The 18,357-nt window shown below is 68.2% G+C and carries 23 protein-coding genes; 2 read left to right on the top strand and 21 right to left on the bottom strand.

The window, feature by feature from the left end; translation table 11 throughout:
• The first annotated feature begins 13 nt into the window (after positions 1-13).
• Positions 14-2,374, top strand: coding sequence for an FdhF/YdeP family oxidoreductase (locus BHD05_RS02385; protein WP_161885007.1), 2,361 nt, complete (start codon positions 14-16; stop codon positions 2,372-2,374).
• Positions 2,375-2,409: 35 nt separating this feature from the next.
• Here the strand turns inward: BHD05_RS02385 and BHD05_RS02380 are convergent, their stop codons facing one another.
• The 6 genes from BHD05_RS02380 to BHD05_RS02355 all read right to left on the bottom strand — a co-directional run bounded on the left by BHD05_RS02380 (position 2,410) and on the right by BHD05_RS02355 (position 5,893).
• Positions 2,410-2,724 (bottom strand): DUF6457 domain-containing protein, encoded by a 315-nt coding sequence (locus tag BHD05_RS02380; RefSeq protein ID WP_161885006.1) that lies wholly within the window; start codon positions 2,722-2,724, stop codon positions 2,410-2,412.
• A 103-nt stretch (positions 2,725-2,827) separates the two neighbouring features.
• Entirely contained in the window at positions 2,828-3,106 is a 279-nt protein-coding gene (locus BHD05_RS02375; RefSeq protein ID WP_161885005.1) for a hypothetical protein, read from the bottom strand.
• Between the two features lie 85 nt (positions 3,107-3,191).
• The gene (locus tag BHD05_RS02370; RefSeq protein ID WP_161885004.1) at positions 3,192-3,425 is read right to left on the bottom strand and encodes a three-helix bundle dimerization domain-containing protein; all 234 of its coding nucleotides are present in this window, start codon (positions 3,423-3,425) and stop codon (positions 3,192-3,194) included.
• A 70-nt stretch (positions 3,426-3,495) separates the two neighbouring features.
• On the bottom strand, positions 3,496-4,407 hold the full coding sequence (locus tag BHD05_RS02365) for a GAF domain-containing protein (RefSeq protein WP_161885003.1): 912 nt from the start codon (positions 4,405-4,407) through the stop codon (positions 3,496-3,498).
• Positions 4,408-4,430: 23 nt separating this feature from the next.
• The gene (locus BHD05_RS02360) at positions 4,431-5,120 is read right to left on the bottom strand and encodes an esterase/lipase family protein (protein WP_161885002.1); all 690 of its coding nucleotides are present in this window, start codon (positions 5,118-5,120) and stop codon (positions 4,431-4,433) included.
• On the bottom strand, positions 5,117-5,893 hold the full coding sequence (locus tag BHD05_RS02355; RefSeq protein ID WP_161885001.1) for an alpha/beta fold hydrolase: 777 nt from the start codon (positions 5,891-5,893) through the stop codon (positions 5,117-5,119). Before BHD05_RS02355 ends, BHD05_RS02360 begins: the two co-directional genes overlap by 4 nt.
• Before the next feature lie 183 nt (positions 5,894-6,076).
• Here BHD05_RS02355 and BHD05_RS02350 point away from each other — a divergent pair, with 183 nt between their 5' ends.
• Entirely contained in the window at positions 6,077-6,394 is a 318-nt protein-coding gene (locus BHD05_RS02350) for a DUF7882 family protein (RefSeq protein ID WP_161885000.1), read from the top strand.
• A gap of 39 nt (positions 6,395-6,433) precedes the next feature.
• On the opposite strand, the gene csrA is transcribed toward BHD05_RS02350, so the two are convergent.
• The 15 genes from csrA to BHD05_RS02275 form a co-directional block, all read right to left on the bottom strand.
• Positions 6,434-6,745: a carbon storage regulator CsrA gene (gene csrA / locus BHD05_RS02345; RefSeq protein WP_161884999.1), complete on the bottom strand. Its 312-nt coding sequence runs from the start codon at positions 6,743-6,745 to the stop codon at positions 6,434-6,436.
• A gap of 4 nt (positions 6,746-6,749) precedes the next feature.
• The gene (locus tag BHD05_RS02340; RefSeq protein WP_161884998.1) at positions 6,750-7,604 is read right to left on the bottom strand and encodes a hypothetical protein; all 855 of its coding nucleotides are present in this window, start codon (positions 7,602-7,604) and stop codon (positions 6,750-6,752) included.
• Positions 7,579-9,573, bottom strand: coding sequence for a flagellar biosynthesis protein FlhA (locus tag BHD05_RS02335; protein ID WP_236966721.1), 1,995 nt, complete (start codon positions 9,571-9,573; stop codon positions 7,579-7,581). The genes BHD05_RS02340 and BHD05_RS02335 overlap by 26 nt, the downstream gene beginning before the upstream one ends.
• Before the next feature lie 55 nt (positions 9,574-9,628).
• Positions 9,629-10,732 carry an EscU/YscU/HrcU family type III secretion system export apparatus switch protein gene (locus BHD05_RS02330; protein ID WP_161884996.1) on the bottom strand — a complete coding sequence of 368 codons (1,104 nt, stop codon included), beginning with the start codon at positions 10,730-10,732 and terminating at the stop codon, positions 9,629-9,631.
• A 1-nt stretch (position 10,733) separates the two neighbouring features.
• On the bottom strand, positions 10,734-11,492 hold the full coding sequence (locus tag BHD05_RS02325) for a flagellar biosynthetic protein FliR (protein ID WP_161884995.1): 759 nt from the start codon (positions 11,490-11,492) through the stop codon (positions 10,734-10,736).
• Position 11,493: 1 nt separating this feature from the next.
• Positions 11,494-11,769 carry a flagellar biosynthesis protein FliQ gene (gene fliQ, locus BHD05_RS02320; RefSeq protein WP_161884994.1) on the bottom strand — a complete coding sequence of 92 codons (276 nt, stop codon included), beginning with the start codon at positions 11,767-11,769 and terminating at the stop codon, positions 11,494-11,496.
• Position 11,770: 1 nt separating this feature from the next.
• Entirely contained in the window at positions 11,771-12,508 is a 738-nt protein-coding gene (fliP, locus tag BHD05_RS02315; protein ID WP_161887308.1) for a flagellar type III secretion system pore protein FliP, read from the bottom strand.
• Between the two features lie 98 nt (positions 12,509-12,606).
• Entirely contained in the window at positions 12,607-13,011 is a 405-nt protein-coding gene (fliO, locus tag BHD05_RS02310; RefSeq protein ID WP_161884993.1) for a flagellar biosynthetic protein FliO, read from the bottom strand.
• A gap of 1 nt (position 13,012) precedes the next feature.
• Entirely contained in the window at positions 13,013-13,702 is a 690-nt protein-coding gene (fliN, locus tag BHD05_RS02305) for a flagellar motor switch protein FliN (RefSeq protein ID WP_161884992.1), read from the bottom strand.
• Complete coding sequence (locus tag BHD05_RS02300; protein ID WP_161884991.1) at positions 13,699-14,559, bottom strand: flagellar motor switch protein FliM; 861 nt, start codon at positions 14,557-14,559, stop codon at positions 13,699-13,701. Before BHD05_RS02300 ends, fliN begins: the two co-directional genes overlap by 4 nt.
• 127 nt (positions 14,560-14,686) lie before the next feature.
• Positions 14,687-15,487, bottom strand: coding sequence for an OmpA/MotB family protein (locus BHD05_RS02295; RefSeq protein WP_161884990.1), 801 nt, complete (start codon positions 15,485-15,487; stop codon positions 14,687-14,689).
• Positions 15,484-16,296, bottom strand: coding sequence for a motility protein A (locus tag BHD05_RS02290; RefSeq protein WP_161884989.1), 813 nt, complete (start codon positions 16,294-16,296; stop codon positions 15,484-15,486). Before BHD05_RS02290 ends, BHD05_RS02295 begins: the two co-directional genes overlap by 4 nt.
• Complete coding sequence (locus BHD05_RS02285) at positions 16,296-16,592, bottom strand: flagellar FlbD family protein (protein WP_161884988.1); 297 nt, start codon at positions 16,590-16,592, stop codon at positions 16,296-16,298. Before BHD05_RS02285 ends, BHD05_RS02290 begins: the two co-directional genes overlap by 1 nt.
• Before the next feature lie 91 nt (positions 16,593-16,683).
• Positions 16,684-17,856: a flagellar hook protein FlgE gene (locus tag BHD05_RS02280; RefSeq protein ID WP_161884987.1), complete on the bottom strand. Its 1,173-nt coding sequence runs from the start codon at positions 17,854-17,856 to the stop codon at positions 16,684-16,686.
• A gap of 64 nt (positions 17,857-17,920) precedes the next feature.
• On the bottom strand, positions 17,921-18,346 hold the full coding sequence (locus tag BHD05_RS02275) for a flagellar hook assembly protein FlgD (protein ID WP_161884986.1): 426 nt from the start codon (positions 18,344-18,346) through the stop codon (positions 17,921-17,923).
• Between the last annotated feature and the right edge of the window lie 11 nt (positions 18,347-18,357).

The following is an 18,357-nucleotide window of genomic DNA, read 5'->3' as shown; positions in this document are numbered from 1 at the left end:
GCAGGATGGACCGATGACTCGCGAGAATGAGAACCCCGGAACAGAAGACACCGTGAACGAGGCCGACGAGAGCGAGATCGAGGTCGGTCCTTCGAAGTCGTGGGCCGCAGGCGTCCCCGGCGTCTACCACTCGTTGAAGCCAGCGGTCGAGCAGATGGGCGTCACCCGCACGGCGAAGACCCTCCTCGCACTCAACCAGAAGGACGGCTTCGACTGCCCGAGCTGTGCCTGGCCCGATCCCGACCACCGCAAGACCTTCGAGTTCTGCGAGAACGGCGCGAAGGCCGTGACCTGGGAGGCCACCCCCGTCGTCATCGGCTCCGACTTCTGGGCGGAGCATCCGATCTCCGACCTGCTGACCCGTAGCGAGTACTGGTTGGGAATGCAGGGTCGGCTGACTGAGCCGGTCTACAAGAGCGCCAGCGACGACCAGTACCACCCGGTCAGCTGGGAGCGGGCCTTCCGGATCATCGCCGACAAACTCAACTCGCTCGACTCGCCCAACGAGGCGGCGTTCTACACGAGCGGACGCACCTCGAACGAGGCCGCCTTCGCCTACCAACTGTTCGTGCGCGCCTTCGGCACCAACAACCTGCCCGATTGCTCAAACATGTGCCACGAGTCCTCCGGCTGGGCGATGGGGCAGACCATCGGCGTCGGCAAGGCCACCATCACCTACGACGACTTCGGCAAGGCCGACCTGATCATCGTGATGGGGCAGAACCCGGGCACGAACCACCCGCGCATGCTCACCGCGCTCGAGGAGGCGAAGGACAACGGGGCGCAGATCGTCGCCGTCAACCCGATGCAGGAGGCCGGGCTGCAGCGCTACAAGAACCCGCAGCGGGTCAAGGGCATCATCGGCCGCGGCACCAAGCTCGCGGACCAGTTCCTCAAGATCCGGCTCGGCGGCGACATGGCGCTGCTGCAGGCGCTGTCGAAGCGGGTGCTGGATGCCGAGGCCAAGGCCCCCGGAACCGTGCTCGACCACGACTTCCTCGAGCGCCACTGCCAGGGCCTCGACGCCCTCCGGGACCACCTCGCCCGGCTCGACGACACCGCGGTGCTCGAGGCGACCGGTCTGCGGGCATCCGAGATCGACGAGCTCGCCGACCGCTACCTGCGGGCCGACCGGGTCATCATCACCTGGGCGATGGGACTGACCCAGCAGAAGAAGGCCGTGCCGACGATCAAGGAGATCATCAACCTGCTGCTGCTGCGCGGCAACATCGGCAAGCCCGGCGCCGGTGCCTCGCCGATCCGCGGCCACAGCAACGTGCAGGGCGACCGCACCATGGGCATCTGGGAACAGATGCCGCCCGCCTTCCTCGACGCGATCGAGCGGGAGTTCGGGTTCGGCCCGCCGCGCGAGCACGGGCTCGACGCGGTGCAGACGATCAAGGGGATGCGGGACGGGGCGATCAAGGTGTTCCTCGCCGTCGGCGGCAACCTCGTGGCCGCGATCTCCGACACGACCGCCGCCGAGGCCGCGTTCAGCGCCGCCGAGATGACCGTGCAGATCTCGACCAAACTCAACCGCTCGCACGCTGTGGTCGGCCGGGAGGCGCTCATCCTTCCCACGATGGGCCGCACGGAGATCGACCGGCAGGCTTCGGGCGAGCAGTTCGTCTCGGTCGAGGACACGGTCTGCGCCGTGCATCCGTCGTGGGGAAAGGTCGAGCCGGTCTCGCCAACGCTCCTCTCCGAGGTCGCGATCATCAGCCGGCTCGCCAGCGCCACCCTCGGCGACAGGGTCGCCGTCGACTGGGCCGGGTTTGAGCGCGACTACAACCTGATCCGCGACCACCTCTCGCGGGTCGTCGACGGATGCGACGGGTACAACGAGAAAATCCGCCGCGAGGGTGGGTTCGTGCTACCGAACGGGCCACGCGACTCGCGCACCTTCCACACCCCCACCGGCAAGGCGATGCTGACCGTGAACGATCTCGAAAGCATCGAGCGTCCGGCCGGCACGCTGATCCTGCAGACACTGCGCTCGCACGACCAGTTCAACACCACGATCTACGGGCACAACGACCGCTACCGCGGGGTCAAGGGCGGCCGTCACGTGGTCTTCGTGAGCCCGGAGGACCTCGCCGAACTCGGCCTTGCCGACGGCCAGCGCGTCGATGTGCACACGGTCTCGAACGATGGCGTCGACCGTGTGCTCCGCGGCTTCCGCGTCGTCTCGTACGAAACGGCACGGGGATGCGCGGCGGCCTACTACCCCGAGGCGAACGTGCTCGTGCCGCTAGACCACGTCGCCGAGGGCAGCAACACGCCCGTGTCCAAGGCGGTGATCGTGCGGCTCGATCCGGTGTCGGCCGATCGTGACGAGATCGCGGAGGACGTCTTCTCCGCCTCAGGGAGCTGAGGGACGAGCTGATTAACGCCGACCGGCGCCGCGGCTCACTGCGCGGTGTCGGTCCAGCCGCTGCCCGCGCGCCCTCCCTCGGCGCCGGCCTCCGCGAGCTGCGCGGCGACGGAGGCGGCGGAGGCGACCGCCTCGTTGGGGGTCTTCTCTCCCGTCTGGGCCGCGAGCGCCGCCGCATATCCGACGTAGAACGTGGTGATCGGCCCGGCGGAGCCGGTCACGGCGTGCGCAGACCTCTCGGCGATCTCGAGCAACTCCCGGGGCGCGACGTCGAGGTCGAGAATCTGCAGCGCCTGGGCGAGCCGGCGGCCCCACTCGATCAACTCGTGCTCGTCATGGTTCTCGGTCATTGCAGCTCCTTCGATCTCGGTGCCCGCCAGGTGGTGGGCGTCGCTGTTCAAGGGATACCACCGGCGGGCGCGCAACGCCACCTGGTGGGGCGAGCGGAGCAGGTCAGGCGTAGGTACGCAGCAGCCGCCACTGCTGCCGGTAGTCGTCGCGCAGCACGTCGAACATGAGCGTCTCGTGACCGGATTCGTCGCTGGTGCCCTGAAAGCGCCAGCCGACGCCGTGCCGCGGCGGGTGAGTGACGAAACCGAGTACCTCCTCCGGAGTGGGGCCGAACGGAGTCGGGGTGTCGCTCACCCTGAATCGTTGACCTCGCCAGACGAGTCGCTCCGGAACGCCGTCTGGCGAGAGCCAGATCGCGACCGCTTCCTCGACCATCGTCATCGTCTGCCTCCTCGTCGCGCATTCGAACCTATGTTCGAATATCAACTGTAAGGGGTATCAGGGCGACACGCCAGAGCGACGAGGGTCAATCCTCGTCGGGAGTGGAGTCCGGACGGGATGCCGTCAGCTCGGTCAGCCGCTCGCGGGCGCTCTGCTCGACCTCCGACGGCACTTCTTCCTGGTCGAGGATCTCCCCGTCGTAGGAATCCAGTTCCTCATCGACAAGCTCCGCGACCTGTCTGCGAGGCACGGTGGGGAACTGTTCGAGCAGTCTCTCGAGCACCTGTTCCATTGACTGGTCGTCGTCTGAATCATCCACGAGTCGAGTCTGTTCGCTGAGCGACGACCCCGTCAACACCGTGCGGCGCGGCGCGGGGGCAGATGCCGTGTCAGGCGACGTCGGGGCGGCTGGCCTCGCTACCCTTCGCAGGGCCAGGGCCGCGCAGCTCGAGCAGTTCGATCAGGATCGCACCGAGGTCGGTGAGGGCGGCGACCTCGTCGTCGCTCCACTCGTGCGGCTTCGCGTCGATCGCGCAGAGGGACCCGACCGCCTCGCCGGAACTCGTGATCAGGGGAACACCCGCATAGGCCGCGACATCCATCTCACTCACGGCGAGGTTGTGCCTGACGAGCGGATGCTCCGCCGCGTCGTTGATCACGACCGGCTGTCTGAAGGTCACGGTGAACTGGCAGAACGAGTGCGAGAGCGGGGTCTGCCGCATGGTCGCCCACGGTTCACGCAGCCCCACCTGGCTCGTGAAGAACTGCCGCTCATCGTCCACTAAGGAGATGAGCGCGACCGGCACATCGAGAATGTGTGCGACGAGCCGGGTGAAGCGGTCATAGGTCTCCTCGGCCGGGGTGTCGAGCACGCCGAGGTCCCGCAGTGCGTCGAGCCGGGGCTGATGCGCGAGGAGAGCGGGCGGTGCGGCCTCGAGCGCCCCGGGCGACATCACGTGGTCGGAGACAGCCGCAAGCAAATCGGGCGTCACGATCGGCTTGTTCAGCACGGCACGGGTTCCCATGCGCATCGCCTCACCGGCCAGGAGTTGGCTGTCGGCGAGCGCGACGGTGGGAATCATCGCGGTGTCCGGAAAGAGACTGAGCCGCGAGAGCAGCATCAACCCACCGGGGAGCGTCAGGTCGACGAGCACGAGGTCGGGAGCCTCCCGACGCGCCAGGGGCAGCGCCGTGATGGTGTCGTCCGACGGGATCACCCGGTATCCGCCCTGCACGAGCGTCTCGGAGAGGACGAGCGCCTCGACGGGGTCGCTCGCGACGAGAAGGATCTTGGCAGCCATCCCCCCAGAGTAGGCCGGGTTCGTCACGAGGCTGCGGGTGACTGCACGGCGCGCGCCACGGCATCCTGAACTCGCGGGTCGGCGACGATCCGAAAGTGCCCCGCGACGTCAAGGCGGATGTTGGTGGCTCCCGGCAGCTCGCTGCCCGCGGGAATGTGCGGGTCGAAGCTCCCGAAGACCGAGGTTATGCGGGAGTTCACCTCGCGGTTGCCCGCGAGCATCTGAGTCGTTGCATCCCGTGGCGAGAACGCCCGAAGGCTCGGAACGAGCATCAGGCGCGCATAGACCGACCCGGAGAACGGGGTGGCGATCGCGACCATGCGATTCACCCGGCCCTCCGGATCGCTTCGGAGCATGAGGTACTTGCCGATGAGGCCGCCCTTGCTGTGGGCGAGGATCGTGACGTCGCGCAGGTCGTGCTCGCGCAGGTAGTCCGCGACGATCGGGGCACTCGCCACGACGCTCCGCGCGTTGCGGCCGAGCCCCTCGACAACGTGCACCGGATGCCCGGCCTGGCTCAGCCGGTCCGCGAGGGGTCGAAGAAACTGCCAGGTCTCGTAGATTCCCGGAAGAATGAGGATTGGAGGCTTCGCGGCATCCGCTCGGAGGTACTCGCCCGGGTCAGCGCGGAACAGCACGTACCGCACCTGCCAGTACGACACGTAGAGGTAGTCGAGGACCCAGAACCAGCCCTTGGCCAGAATGCCCCTCACGCGCCGCGCCCGACCGGGGCGGCCAGGAAGGCGAGAATCTGGGCCGCCACCTCGTCCGGCGCGCTGTGCTGCACGACGTGCGGCTGTCCCTCGACCTCGGCGAATCGACCGTCGCGGGCGCGCCCGGCGAGCTCGCGACACCACGGGCCGCGTGCAATCGGATCGCGGGAGCCGCGGAGCACGAGTACCGGCTGCTCGACTAGCCGGATCCGGTTCTCGATCGGGTAGTCCAGCATCGCCGGGAGGGACGCGAAATACCAGCGCGGACCGCAACGCCAGTAATCGGAGAACACGATCGCGTTGGCCGACGGAGACTCGAGCAGCGAGTCGGCCGCGAGCCCAAGCGCCTGGTGCACGGTGCTCCGCCGTTCGGGATCGACGACCGGGCTGACCAGCACCACGTGCGAGACGAGAGCCGGGCGGCGCACCGCGAGCTCGACCGCGAACTGTGCCCCCATCGAGTGGCCGAGCAGCACACACGACGAGATGCCGGCCATGTCGAGGGCGTGCCCGATCAGGGCGGCAAAGGTCTCCACGGTGAGCGGATGCGCGGGCGTCGCGTTCGCCCCCGACCCCGGTAGGTCAATCGAGCACACCCGCCCGTGCGGGGCGAGCACAGCGGCAAGGCGCCGCAGATAGCGGTGGGACATCCCGATGCCGTGAACGAGTACGAAGGTCGGCCGGCCCGGCGCTACCGGGGTGCCCGCGAAGTGCAGGCGGCACTCGAGCCCGCCCTGGCGGACTATCAACGGTGGGGACAATGGGACGACCATCGATTAAGGATACGCGAGCCCCCTTGACACATCAGGCCGTGGGCGCGATACTTCGAGCGAAAGTCAAGGCAACCTGGCCTCGGTGGCCTCGGTGACGTTATTGTCGCCGCACTGGATCGGGGCGAGAATGTCCTGTGATTCCGGACCCAACCCGGGGGGCCGGCAGAGTAAGGATGTACGACAATGGCGATGTTGATCTACGGCCCGAGCAGCACTGAAATCCCCGTCGAGGACCGCGCGCTGTCACACCTCAAGGCCGTGATGCTCGCGAAGCTCCGGCGCAATGAAAGCTTCGCGTTCACCTGGGAGGACGAGTCCGGGGCACGCTCGACGGTGTGGATCCACCCCGCGATCCCGCTGCAGTTCAAGCACGACGGGGGCCAGCCGCCCGGGCTCAACAAGGTCTGGATCGACCACCTGATGCAGTCCGCAAACACGACGGCGGGGCTCAGGCTCGTTCCAGAGCCGCCCAATGAGGGCGCGGTTCTCACCGGCGGATAGGCCCCACCGACCGATCGGGATGACTGCCCGGCGGCTGGCTCAGGCCTGTGCGCCGGGGTCAGGGTCGATCGCTGCCGCTGGGACGGCAGCTTCCGGAGGTGCGGCCGAGGCTGCAGCGGCGGGCGACAGGCCCAGCGCCGCCAAGATGCGCGTGTGGCCGTCGCCGCCCGCCGTGACGGCCGCGACGTTCGCCTCGGTGAGGGCGCGCACGATCTCGTCGCGCTGGATGCGAACACCGCGCGGCGCGTCGATTCCGATGCGCACACCGTCGCCGCGCGTCTCAAGGATCGTGATCGTGATGTCGTCGCCGATCAGCACGCTTTCCCCGGGTTTGCGCGTGAGAACCAGCATGGGCTCAGCCTACCGAAGCACCGTCGACCCAGCCCACGGGCAGGCCGAGGGTCTCGGTCGACTCGGGGGTGAGGGTCTGGTGCCGGCCGAGCACCGCAAGCGCGTCGAGCGGCACGATCTCGGCCATCGCCTGCACCCACGCCGCAGTGTCCTCCGTCTTGCGGCTCGCATCGACGACGGCCCAGACCTGGTCGGCGCCGATCGCCCGCACGAGATCAGCGGTGGCGATCGCGGCATCATCCTGCGCCGGGCCGAGGCCGAGCGCGACCAGGGTCCCGTGCTCCCTCCGCACCCCGACCGCGCGCGCCTCGGTCGCCCCACGGCGATCCTCGATCCTCGATGATCCCGGCGCAAGCACGCCCCCGGCCACGGAGACGGCCGCGCCGACGGGTGCCGCCATCGCGCGGGCGACGCGCAACGGATCGCGCCACACCCCGATGAGCAGCACGAGGTCGCCGGCACCGGTCAGCAGCCGAGGCGCCGGGCCCCGCGACGGTGGTGGTCCGCTGAAGTCGAGGGAGCCCATCAGCTCGTCGAACAGCGCGGAACTCGTCGATACGGACTCAGCGGCGACGGGCATCCGCTCCAGGTGGACGAGCGCCTCCTGCCGGTCGGCGTCATCGAGAAGCGCGGCGATTCCGACCCTCGCGGGCATGTCGAGCAGGTGAACGCCGTCGCGCGGGGCATCCGGGATCGACACGGTCACCTCGAAGTGGTGCCGCGCGAGGAAGCCCCGGATGCCGCCGACAGTGACCTTCTCTGCCGCGATAATCTCGGCGTAGGGCCCGCACTCCGCCTTGACCCGGGCGCCGAGCTCCTCGAGGCTCGAGCCCTCAAGGTGCAATCGTCGCGGCGGCACGGATCACCCCCACGGTCTCGATGTCCATGTTCGCTGCGGTGACCTCCTGGTAGGAGAGCACTGGCACCCCGCCGGGCTGCGGCGAGAGCAACCGGCGGATAGCGGGCCGAACGGCCGGCGCGCACACGAGAACCGCGGACCGACCGCTCGCCTCCACGGCCTGCATGGTCTGGCTGAGTGAGCTCATGAGCTGTTCGATGCGTGACTGGTCGAACAGAATCTGAGTGCCGAGCTCCGACGGCCTCATCGCCTCGAGCATCGACTGCTCGACCCCGGGGTCGATCATGATCACGCGGAGCACAGGCCCGTCGAGGTAGCGCTGCGCGATCGCGGGCCCCAGACTGAGGCGGGCCGCCTCCACGAGTCCCTCCGGGTCGCTTGACACTTTCGCCCGCAGGGCGAGGGCCTCGTAGATACGGGGTAGGTCGTTGATGGCGACCTGCTCGGCGAGCAGTGCCTGCAGCACACGCTGCACCTCCGCGAGCGAGAGCAGCCCCGGCACGAGCTCGTCGACGGCGGCCGGGTTCACCTGCTTGACCCCCTCTGTGAGGATGCGCACGTCTTCCCTCGTGAGCAGCCTGCCCGCGTTGGCCGTGATGACCGACGACAGGTGCGTGACGACGACCGAGACCCTGTCGATCACCGTCGCGCCGGCCATCTCGGCGCTGTGCCGCATCTCGCTCGGCGTCCACTTGCCGCTGAGGCCGAAGACGGGCTCGATCGTCGCGACGCCCGGGAGACTATCGAGCGCGTCGCCGAGCGCGAGCACCTTGCCTGACGGCGCGATGCAGCGGCCGACCTCGACACCGCCGATTCGGATCGCGTAGGTCGACGTCGGCAGGTCGATGCTGTCGCGGGTGCGCACGGGCGGGACGACTATGCCGAGCTCCATCGCGACCTTGCGGCGCAGTGAACGCACCCGCCCCAGGAGGTCGTCGGACGCCCCGGAGACGAGGTCGACGAGGTCGGGTGCGAGCAGAATCTCGAGAGCGTGCACGCGCATCTGCTCGATGAGCTGCTCGGTCGTCTCGGTCTGCGGGCCCGGGATGTCGGCCGACGCTGCGACCTCGATCGCCTCCCGCGATGCCTCCGCCGCCCTGATTCGCTGGGAGGCAAGAATCAGCAGCGCCCCCACGACGATGAACGGAATCTTCGGCATCCCGGGGATCAGCGCCATGACGATCGCCGCGCACCCGGCGATCATGAGCGCGGTTCGCGACTGGGTCAGCTGTGCCGACGCCGTCGACCCCATGTCGGAGTCGACGTTCGAGCGCGTCACGATCATTCCCGTCGAGACCGCCATGAGCAGCGCGGGAATCTGGGTGACGAGGCCGTCGCCGATCGTGAGGAGCGTGTAGGTGCTCACCGCCTCATCGATCGGCATCCCGCGCTGCAGCATGCCGATCGCGATGCCTCCGACGATGTTGATGATCACGATCACGATTCCGGCAATCGCGTCGCCCTTCACGAACTTCGAGGCGCCGTCCATGGCCCCATAGAAATCCGCCTCGGCCGAGACCTCCGCGCGGCGTTCGCGTGCCTGAACGTCGGTGATGAGACCCGCGTTGAGATCGGCGTCGATAGCCATCTGCTTGCCGGGCATCGCGTCGAGGGTGAAGCGCGCTCCCACCTCGGCGACGCGCTCCGCTCCCTTCGTCACAACGACGAACTGGATGACCACGAGGATGAGGAACACCACGGCGCCGATCACGAGCGAGCCGCCGACGGCGACCTCGCCGAATGCCTCGATCACCTGGCCCGCGTAGCCGTCGCCGAGCACGAGCCGGGTCGACGCCACGTTCAGGCCCAGGCGGAAGAGCGTCGCGACGAGCAGCAGCGACGGGAACACCGAGAAGTCCAGCGGCTTCTTCACGAACATGCTCGTCAGCAGCACGACGAGCGCGAAGAGGATGTTGATGATGATGAGAATATCGAGCAGCCAGGCGGGGATCGGCACCACCAGCAGCATGATGATCCCGACGACCGAGACGGGCACGGCGAGCTTCGTTATCGACTTCAGCACGTCAGTTTCCTCCGGGAACAGTCGAGTCGGTGGCCATGGTGTGAACGCCGGCGGCGGTGCCGCGCGTTTTCAACGCCATGACGAAGGCGAGCACCCGCGCGACCGCGGAATAGAGCTCGAAGGGGATCTCCTGCCCGAGCTCGCACGAGGCGTGCAGGGCTCGGGTGAGCGGGACGTCGCGCACGACGGGTACACGGTCGGTCTCGGCCTGTTCGCGGATGCGCGCGGCGATGATGCCAGCGCCCTTGGCGACCACGCGGGGGGCCGACTTGCCCGCCTCGTACTGCAGGGCAATCGCGAAGTGCGTGGGGTTGACCAGCACGACGTCGGAGGTCGCCACGGCGGCGATCATGCGGTTGCGGCTCATGGCGAGCTGGCGGGACCGTCGCTGCGAGCGGACGAGCGGGTCACCCTCCGAGCTTTTGTGCTCGTCCTTGACCTCCTTCTTCGTCATGCGCGTCTTCTTGCGGTTTCGACGCAGCACGACGATGGCGTCGGCGATCGCGAGCACGACACCGGCGAGCACGGCCGACCGCAGGAGTGATTCGCTGCCTGCGGTCGCGGCGGCAACGAGCGCCGACACCGAGAGACCGCCCGCGCTCGTGAGCACGGGCATCAGGCCCTGCACCACGATGTAGAGCACGAACCCGACGACGGCGGTCTTGAGCAGCGCCTTGACGCCTCCCCAGATCGCCTGGCCGCCGAACGTGCGCCCGGCTCCCTTCACGATGTCGAATTGTTCGAACTTGCCGCGGAACTTCTTGAGGTGTACCCCGCCCTGCACGACAGCGGTGGCGAGGACCACGATCGAGACCGCCACGAGCAGCGGCGTGAGGGTCGCCGCGAGCGAGCCGCCGGCATCCGCGAGGGCCCGCACCGCGACGACGGGGTCGGGGCTGGCCATGAGGGCGTCGACGGCGCCGAGCTGCGACGTCGCCGCCGCACCGCCGCGTTCGATCGTCATGGGCATCATGAGAGCGGCGGTGCCGACACCGGTCCACGCGGTGAGATCCTGCGAACGGGAAAGCTGACCCTTCTCGTGCACCTCTTTCATGCGCTTCTGGGTCGCCTGCTCCGTGCGTTCTCCCGAATCGGACTCGCTCATCTCAGCTCACCGCCGTCAGGAGGCCGAAGGCGGTGTCCGCTAGCGTGCCGACAAGCTGCGGCAGCGCCACGTAGACGAGCGTGACGAGCAGCACCACGAGCAGGATCTTGAGAGGAAAGCCGAGCGCGAAAGCATTGAGCGCCGGCGCGACCCTCGTGAGCAGGCCGAGTCCGGCATCCGCCAGGAAGAGAACGATGATGAGCGGTCCGGCGATCTGTACCGCGGCGAGGAACATCTGGGTCACCGCGGCGGTCATCGCCTGCACCGGCTCGGCGAGGTCGATCCCGCCACCGACGGGGAGGGCACCGAACGAGCGCACAAGCCCGCCGATCATGAGCTGGTAGCCGTCAGAGGCGAACAGCAGCGCGAGCGCGGTCATCTGGTACAGCCGCGTGAACTGTGCACCGTTGATCATCATCTGCGGGTCGAAGGCCTGGGCGAGCTGGAAGCCGCCGAAGAGGTCGATGAGGCTTCCCGCGGACTGGAGCGCCGAGAAGACGACCATCACGAGGAAGCCGAGAACGGCCCCGATGAGGACCTCGCTCAGCAGGGCCACGAAGAACGCGGCCGTGTCGAGCGAGACGTACCCCGCGCTCGCGCGCGGCGCGACGGCGAGTGCGAGGCCGAGCGACAGCATGCCCTTGATGCGCAGCGGAATGGCACTCGACGAGAACGGCGGCGCGATCACGAGGAAGGCGATCATGCGCACCCCCGCGAGCATCGTCGCCTCGATCCAGGGCAGGTCGAGCTCGATCTCCACCTCAGCCCCCGCCCAGCAGCGACGGAATGCGTTCGAAGAGCGCCCTGGTGAACGAGACCATCTCGGAGATCATCCAGTTGCCGCTGATGACGAGGGCGATGCCGACGGCGATGAGCTTCGGCACGAATGAGAGCGTGACCTCCTGGATCTGCGTGATCGACTGCAGCAGGGAAATCGAGAAGCCGACCACGAGTGCGGTGATGAGAATCGGGGCGGAGAGCTTCGCGGTGATCAGGAGGCCTTGGAGCCCGATGTCGAGAACGGCGTTCGGATCCATCTCATCCCCCCGAATAACTGCGAATGAGCGAGGTGATGATGAGCCCCCACCCGTCGACGAGCACGAAGAGCAGGATCTTGAACGGCAGCGAGATCATGACCGGCGGGAGCATCATCATGCCCATCGACATGAGCGCGGCCGAGACGACGATATCGATCACGAGGAAGGGAACGAAGATCACGAAACCGATGATGAAGGCGGCCCGCAACTCGGAGATCATGAACGCGGGAATCAGGGTCAGCATCGACACGTCCTCGCGCGAGTCGGGGTTGGGCAGGTCGGCGGCGCGGGTCATCAGGGCGAGGTCTTCGCCACGCGTGTGGGCGAGCATGAATTCGCGCAGCGGGCCGGATGCCGCGTCGATCGCCGCCTGGAAGTCGATCGTTCCGTCGATGTAGGGCGCCACCCCGAGCTCGTTCACCTGGGTGAGCACGGGAGACATGATGAACAGCGACAGGAACAGGGCGAGCCCGGCGAGCACTTGGTTCGGCGGGATCGACGGCAGCGCGAGCGCGTTCCTCGTCATCGCGAGCACAACGAAGATCTTGGTGAACGAGGTCATCATGAGCAGCAGTGCGGGCGCCACCGAGAGCAGCGTGATGCCGAGCAGTGTGATCACCGACGACGAGGGCGCCCCGTTGGGGCCATTGATGTCGACGGAGAGCCCGCCGGTGCCGTCGTCGGGGACGACCGGGTCGATCGGCGCGGCGTGCCCGGCGGATGCCCCGGCGAGCGCCATGGCGATGCCGAGCAGCACAGCGATTGCGACGAACGCTGCGCGGCGGGCGGTCACGCCGGTGAAAGGTCGGGGCGGCGCAGAGCTCTGGCCCGTTGCCGTCACCGGAACCGCCGCAGCGCCGCGGCGGTCTGCTTCCAGGCGGCGGGCGACAGGATCGAGCCGCCGAGCGGCGAGGTCGAGAGTGCGGGGCCAGAGCTGACGGCAGCGACCGCGCCACTCATGGCGACCGCGAACTCCACCTCGGTGGCCGGGGCCGGGGCATCCGCCTGGTGCAGCACGTTCACCTGCTGATCGGTGACTCCGAGCAGGAACCGCTGCCCAGCCACATCCACGATCACAACCGACGCCTTCTGCCCGACGTTCTGCCTTCCGACGACGGTGACCGGGTTCGCGGCGATCCGTGCCCGCGCTCCACGGTCGAGCCGTCGGCGCAGCACCCAGATCAGCCCGAGCACCACGGCGAGGGACAGCAGAACGCGAAGGGCAACCAGAACGCCGTCCATGTCAGGCGTGAGGGGTGTCGGTGTCGAGGATCTCGGTGATGCGCACGGCGTAGTCCTGGTCGACGACGACGATCTCGCCGTGCGCGATGAGCCGGCCGTTGAGCAGGATGTCGGCGGGGGCGCCTGCGGAGCGATCGAGCTCGATCACCGTGCCCGGTTCGAGCGAGAGCACCTCCCGTACCGACATTCGGGTGCGCCCGATCTCGACGGTGAGTGCCATCTCGACGCTGTTGATGCGCCCCAGCTTCTCCGCAGACACGGCTCGCGCCGCGGGGGTGGTCTGGACCCCTCTCGTGCGAATGGCGAACCAGCCGACCGTGCCGGCGTCGCTCGTGATTCGGAACACCGTGGTCGCGTCGTCGGCGAACAGGGCCGCTGCGTCGTCGGTCCGCGCCTCGCTCAGGACGCCCGCGCCGAGCACGGCCGTCGCCCCCTCGAGCGGCGACCTCAGCACGTCCACCACGGTCACGAGGTCGGAGTCGGCCTCGGCGACCGCTCCGGCCTCGGGGAAGACGAGCGCGACATCGGCCGACACGTTGCCGACGAAGGAGGCCGTGACCGCGGTGGCCAGCTCCGCGGGCGTGGCCTCGACCGTGTGCGCCTCGGTGATGTCGAGCGGAGCGGCGCTGGGCAGGAGGTGGACGATCGCGCGCGCGGCGTCCAGGTGCAGCGACGTCTCGGTGGTGTTCATGGGTTCTCCTCTGTGGTGACGACGACGCAGGCCAGTCGTGAGCCGTTGGATCCGACCGCGGCTGTCGCGAGCGGCAGACCGGACACGACGACGTCGAGCGGTCGGTGGCTCGGGTGCGGAAGGGCGAGCACGTCGCCGACCGCCAGTCCGAGGATGACGCCGGGGAGCACCATCGCCGGCGCGAGCTGCACCGAGACGTCGACGGGAGTGCCCACGACCTGCGACCGCATGAGATCGCGCGCGTCTCGGGCAACAATCGGGCGGCCGGCACCGCCGAGCTGCGGCAGCACGACCTCGGCGGGCAGGGCGACGGTCGCGGGCACCACCCGCTCGCCGACCGTGATCGTGAACGAGGCGACGATCATCAGATCGCCTGTTGCCGCGGCCTGGGCGAACTGCGAGTTGTACTGGATCGCGTCCACCGCGATCGGTGCCAGGAGCAGCGAGCCGAGCGAGTACCGCAGATCGTCGAGCGCTTCGTCCAGCAGCGACCGGATGAGCGCCTGTTCGATCGCGGTGAACTTGCGCGAGGGTGCAGCGAAGCTGGTGGTGGAACCGACCATGTGGCCGACCCAGGCGAGCGCCGCCGCCGTCGGGAACTGGATGACCGCGCGGGCGCCCTCCCCCTCGATGGAGCACAGCACCATCGCGGTCGTCGCGGGCAGCGATGACGCGTACTCGTTATAGGTGTGCATCTGCACCTGATCGCAGCTCACCTGGAAGAGCTTGCGCACCTTCGCGGTCAGCTGGGTTCCCCACTGGCGGGCGAAGGTCTCAAAGGCGAGCTCGAGCACGCGCGAATGCTCGCGCACCAATGAGCTGGGGCGCCGGAAGTCGTAGGCCTCGGCCGGCTTCACCGACGTTCTGGGCGCACGACTCCCAGAATGTTCCTGGACCGTCACATCGCCTACTATCGGCCGCGCGCCGGCGGCCGTTAGCCGAGGTGCGCTCTTCTCTGCCGGAAATTTCTTCGGGCCCCGCCACTCACGACGTGGCGGCGACGATCTCGGGAATCAGCGCGCGCACGGCCTCGGTCTGGTCCGAGAGCACGACCACGTCGACGCGGCGGTTGAGTGAGAGCTGCTCGGCCGTTGCCCCCTCCGCGAGGGGCCGTGAAGAGCCGAAGCCGACCGCCGAAATGCGTTCGCCCGGCATCCCGCCGCGCTCGACCATCTGTCGCAGCACCTGGGTTGCTCGTCCCGAGGAGAGCTCCCAGTTCGTCGGAAACGGGAAGACCGCTGAGCGCACGTCGGCGTGGCCCTCGACCGACACCGCGTAGGGCGACGCGGCAAGGGTTGGCCCCATCGACTCGAGCACCCTGACCGCGACCGCGCTGAGGCCCGTGCTATTCGAGTCGAAGAATGTCGCCGATCCGACGAGGCGGATGGTGAGTCCGCGTTCGTCGATCGTGAACTCGACGGTATCGCTCAGCCCATCCAACGAGAGTCCGGCGACGATCTCCGCCTGAAGCTCGGCGAGAGATTCGACCTCCTTCGCCGCGAGTTCTTCCGGCGCGAAGAGCGCACCCTGCGAGTCGATCAGTTCCTCGGGCACGACAACGCCCTTCGCTGTGTCGATGGTGTCGCTCTCAACCGCGCCGAAACCGGTCGCGAGGGAGTTTTTGAGCAGCTCGTACTTCGCGGCGTCCACCGTCGACATTGCGAACAGCACGAGGAACAGGCACATGAGCACCGTGATCATGTCGGCATAGGAGACCAGCCAGCGTTCGTCGACATGGGCTTCCTCGGCGTGCCCTCCCGCGCCGCGCCGCGCCCGGCGGCTCATGCGGCCTTCGGTAGCTTCGGCTTGGACATGCTCGCCGCCTTGCCCTGTTTCGCCTTAGCGGGCGCGGACTGCGGCAACAGGGCGCTGAGACGCTCGCTGAGCACTCGGGGCTGGCTGCCGGCCTGCACAGCGAGAACGCCCTCCATCGCGAGCGTCATCCGCTGGGAGTCGAGCTCGGCCAGGCGGGCGAGGCGTGCGGCGATGGGCAGCCAGAGGAAGTTGGCCGACAGCACGCCCCACAGGGTCGCGACGAAGGCCGCCGCGATCATGTGGCCGAGCTCCTCGGGGTTCGAGAGGTTCTCGAGCACGTGGGTCAGCGAGACCACCGTGCCGATGATGCCGATTGTCGGCGCGTATCCCCCCATCGAGGCGTAGAACTTGCTGGCCGACCTGGCGGTGCGCTCCGAGGTGGCGATCTTGTCTTCAAGAATCACCGCGAGCTCTTCGGCATCCGTTCCGTCAGCGATGCCCTGCAGCGCGCTTTTCAAGAAGGGGTCGTCGATCTTGTCGGCTTCCTGCTCGAGCGCCAGGAGGCCGTCCTTGCGCGCGACCTCGGCGATCTTGACCATTTGGTCGATGACGAGCTGCGGCTTCTGGGTCCTGCCGATGAAGGCACGCGGCAGCGCCTTGATGGCGAGCAGAAAGTCGGGGATCGTCGCGCTCGCGATGCCGACGGCGATCGTGGCGCCGAACACGAGGATCATGGGCGCGGCGAGAAGCACGCTGTTGGGGCTTGCGCCCTCCATCACCATCATCGCGAGGAGTGCCCCGAAGGCGAGGAGGATGCCGATGATTGTCGCGGGATCCATTAGGAGTGCCCCCCTCGGCCGGGAAGGTCCACGAGGCGCGGCGGGTCGTCCTGATCCGACGGCGGGACCAGCCCGAGGGCCGTGTACTGCGGCGTCGCGGACATTCCGCGGGCGATCGCCACGACGCGGGCCCGGTACTGGGCGATCATCTCGATCACGTCGGAGAGCGACTCTGTGACGATGTAGCGAGCGCCGTCGACGAGCACGATCGTCGTGTCGGGGTTGGCGTGGATGCGCTCGATGAGGTCGGGGTTGAGCGCGAACTGGGTATCGTTCAGCCTCGTCACGACGATCATTCGCAGCCCCCTCGCGCTGGACCGCCCGAGCGGGCCGTCACGGGGTACTTTCGGCCGCCCCGCGCCAATCGTTAGGCGGGGCGACCCCAGGTCACCGCTTGAGGTTCGTGAGCTCCTGCAGAACCTCGTCGGATGTCGTGATGATTCGCGCATTCGCCTGGAATCCGCGCTGCGCGACGATGAGGTTCGTGAACTCTTGGGAGAGGTCGACGTTGGACATCTCGAGCGCACCACCGATAAGGGACCCCGCACCTCCCTGGCCGGGCGCCCCGAGAGTGGCCGCGCCAGAGTTGAACGTCGAGCGGTAGCCGGATGACCCGGCCTTCTCGAGTCCGCCCGCGTTGGCGAACGTCGCGACCGCGATGCGCGCGATCGCCTCGGATGCCCCGTTGCTGAACGAGCCGACAACCGTGCCGTCCTTCGCTATCGAGAAGGAGTTGAGCGTGCCGGCGTTACGACCGTCCTGCTTCGTGACGGTCGCCGTGCTCAGCGCCGCGTAGCCCGTGAGGCTGGTCAGGTCGACCGTGATGCCGCCTACCGCGACCGAACCGCCGGCGGTGAGCGCCCCATCGGTGAAGCCGAGGGCGCCGGTGCCGGTCGATCCGTTCGCGTCGGCGCCGTCGACATCCCAGCCGCCCGCCGTGCGGGTGAAGGTGAGCGAGAGGCTGCGTGCGACGCCGGACGCGTCGAACACGCGCTCGTCGATCACGATCTCGGTCCCGATCGCGGCATCCGACGGCAGATTGCCGTTGAGGGTCGCCGACGAGGTCGCGACCGCCGGTGAGACGGCCTCGAGGGGCAGCGTGACGTTGCCGGTCGCGCCGCCGGCCGGGATGACGCCGTTCACGGCCGCGTAGCCCTGCACGAGGCCGCCGTCGGGAGAGGTGAGGCGCCCCTGCGCGTCGAAGTTGAATGAGCCGGCGCGCGTGTAGAGCGTCTCGCCGCCCTGCCGGGTGACAAAGAATCCGTCGCCGGCGATCATCATGTCCTCTGACCGGCCGGTCGCCTGGGTGGAACCCTGGGCGAAGTTGGTCGAGATGCCGGCGACCTGCACGCCGAGGCCGATCTGCGCGGGGTTGGTGCCGCCGGCTTCGGCCTGGGGTCCGCCCGCACCCTGGGTCAGCTGCGACAGCGTGTCCTGGAACTGCACGGCCGAAGCCTTGAAGGCCGCGGTGTTGACGTTGGCAATGTTGTTGCCGGTGACGTCGAGCATGGTCTGGTGGGACCGCAGTCCCGAGATTCCGGAGTAGAGCGAGCGAAGCATGGTGTTCTCCTTGGATTGCTGGGTTGACTGGGTTGACTAACGGTGGCGGTGACGGTGACGGGGTTCAGGATGCGGGGCGGGCGATGCCCGAGACGGCGTCAAGGCCGACGGTGGCTCCGCCAACGGTCACCTGCGGTACTCCCGTCGCGAAGGACACCGCGGTCGCGGTCCCCGTGATGGTCGCCCCGTCCGCCCCGGTGTAGCTGACCTGCTGGCCGAGCAGCGTGGTCGCCGCGACGCGCATCTGCAGGGAGAAGCCCTCGGTGCCCGTGGTCGACAGCTCGGTGAGCTTCTCCATCATCGCGAGCTGGGTCGTCTGCCCGATCATCTGGTTGGTGTCCATGGGCGAGCTCGGATCCTGGTTGGTCAGCTGCGCGACGAGCAGCGACATGAAGGCCTCGGAGTCGAGGGTCTGCTTGGGGCTGCGGGCGGTCGTCGCGACGGAGGTCGGAGTGGTCGTACTGGCTGCGGTGATGGCGTCGATCGTCATGGTGGTGGTCC

Origin of the sequence: Marisediminicola antarctica, assembly GCF_009930795.1 — a bacterium.
Taxonomy (GTDB): domain Bacteria; phylum Actinomycetota; class Actinomycetes; order Actinomycetales; family Microbacteriaceae; genus Marisediminicola; species Marisediminicola antarctica.
This window is presented reverse-complemented; position numbering and strand designations above follow the sequence as displayed.

Bases quoted from the DNA above. Each gene is read 5' to 3' on its own strand.
- BHD05_RS02385 (WP_161885007.1), top strand. From the start codon at position 14: ATGACTCGCGAGAATGAGAACCCCGGAACAGAAGACACCGTGAACGAG.
- BHD05_RS02295 (WP_161884990.1), bottom strand. From the start codon at position 15,487: ATGAGCCGCCGGGCGCGGCGCGGCGCGGGAGGGCACGCCGAGGAAGCC.
- BHD05_RS02285 (WP_161884988.1), bottom strand. From the start codon at position 16,592: ATGATCGTCGTGACGAGGCTGAACGATACCCAGTTCGCGCTCAACCCC.
- BHD05_RS02335 (WP_236966721.1), bottom strand. From the start codon at position 9,573: ATGCTGCTGGTGGTGCCGATCCCCGCCTGGCTGCTCGATATTCTCATC.
- BHD05_RS02380 (WP_161885006.1), bottom strand. From the start codon at position 2,724: ATGACCGAGAACCATGACGAGCACGAGTTGATCGAGTGGGGCCGCCGG.
- fliN (WP_161884992.1), bottom strand. From the start codon at position 13,702: ATGAACACCACCGAGACGTCGCTGCACCTGGACGCCGCGCGCGCGATC.
- csrA (WP_161884999.1), bottom strand. From the start codon at position 6,745: ATGCTGGTTCTCACGCGCAAACCCGGGGAAAGCGTGCTGATCGGCGAC.
- fliP (WP_161887308.1), bottom strand. From the start codon at position 12,508: ATGGCGCTCGCCGGGGCATCCGCCGGGCACGCCGCGCCGATCGACCCG.
- fliO (WP_161884993.1), bottom strand. From the start codon at position 13,011: ATGGACGGCGTTCTGGTTGCCCTTCGCGTTCTGCTGTCCCTCGCCGTG.
- fliQ (WP_161884994.1), bottom strand. From the start codon at position 11,769: ATGGATCCGAACGCCGTTCTCGACATCGGGCTCCAAGGCCTCCTGATC.
- BHD05_RS02330 (WP_161884996.1), bottom strand. From the start codon at position 10,732: ATGAGCGAGTCCGATTCGGGAGAACGCACGGAGCAGGCGACCCAGAAG.
- BHD05_RS02355 (WP_161885001.1), bottom strand. From the start codon at position 5,893: ATGGTCGTCCCATTGTCCCCACCGTTGATAGTCCGCCAGGGCGGGCTC.
- BHD05_RS02275 (WP_161884986.1), bottom strand. From the start codon at position 18,346: ATGACGATCGACGCCATCACCGCAGCCAGTACGACCACTCCGACCTCC.
- BHD05_RS02290 (WP_161884989.1), bottom strand. From the start codon at position 16,296: ATGGATCCCGCGACAATCATCGGCATCCTCCTCGCCTTCGGGGCACTC.
- BHD05_RS02350 (WP_161885000.1), top strand. From the start codon at position 6,077: ATGGCGATGTTGATCTACGGCCCGAGCAGCACTGAAATCCCCGTCGAG.
- BHD05_RS02365 (WP_161885003.1), bottom strand. From the start codon at position 4,407: ATGGCTGCCAAGATCCTTCTCGTCGCGAGCGACCCCGTCGAGGCGCTC.
- BHD05_RS02375 (WP_161885005.1), bottom strand. From the start codon at position 3,106: ATGACGATGGTCGAGGAAGCGGTCGCGATCTGGCTCTCGCCAGACGGC.
- BHD05_RS02280 (WP_161884987.1), bottom strand. From the start codon at position 17,856: ATGCTTCGCTCGCTCTACTCCGGAATCTCGGGACTGCGGTCCCACCAG.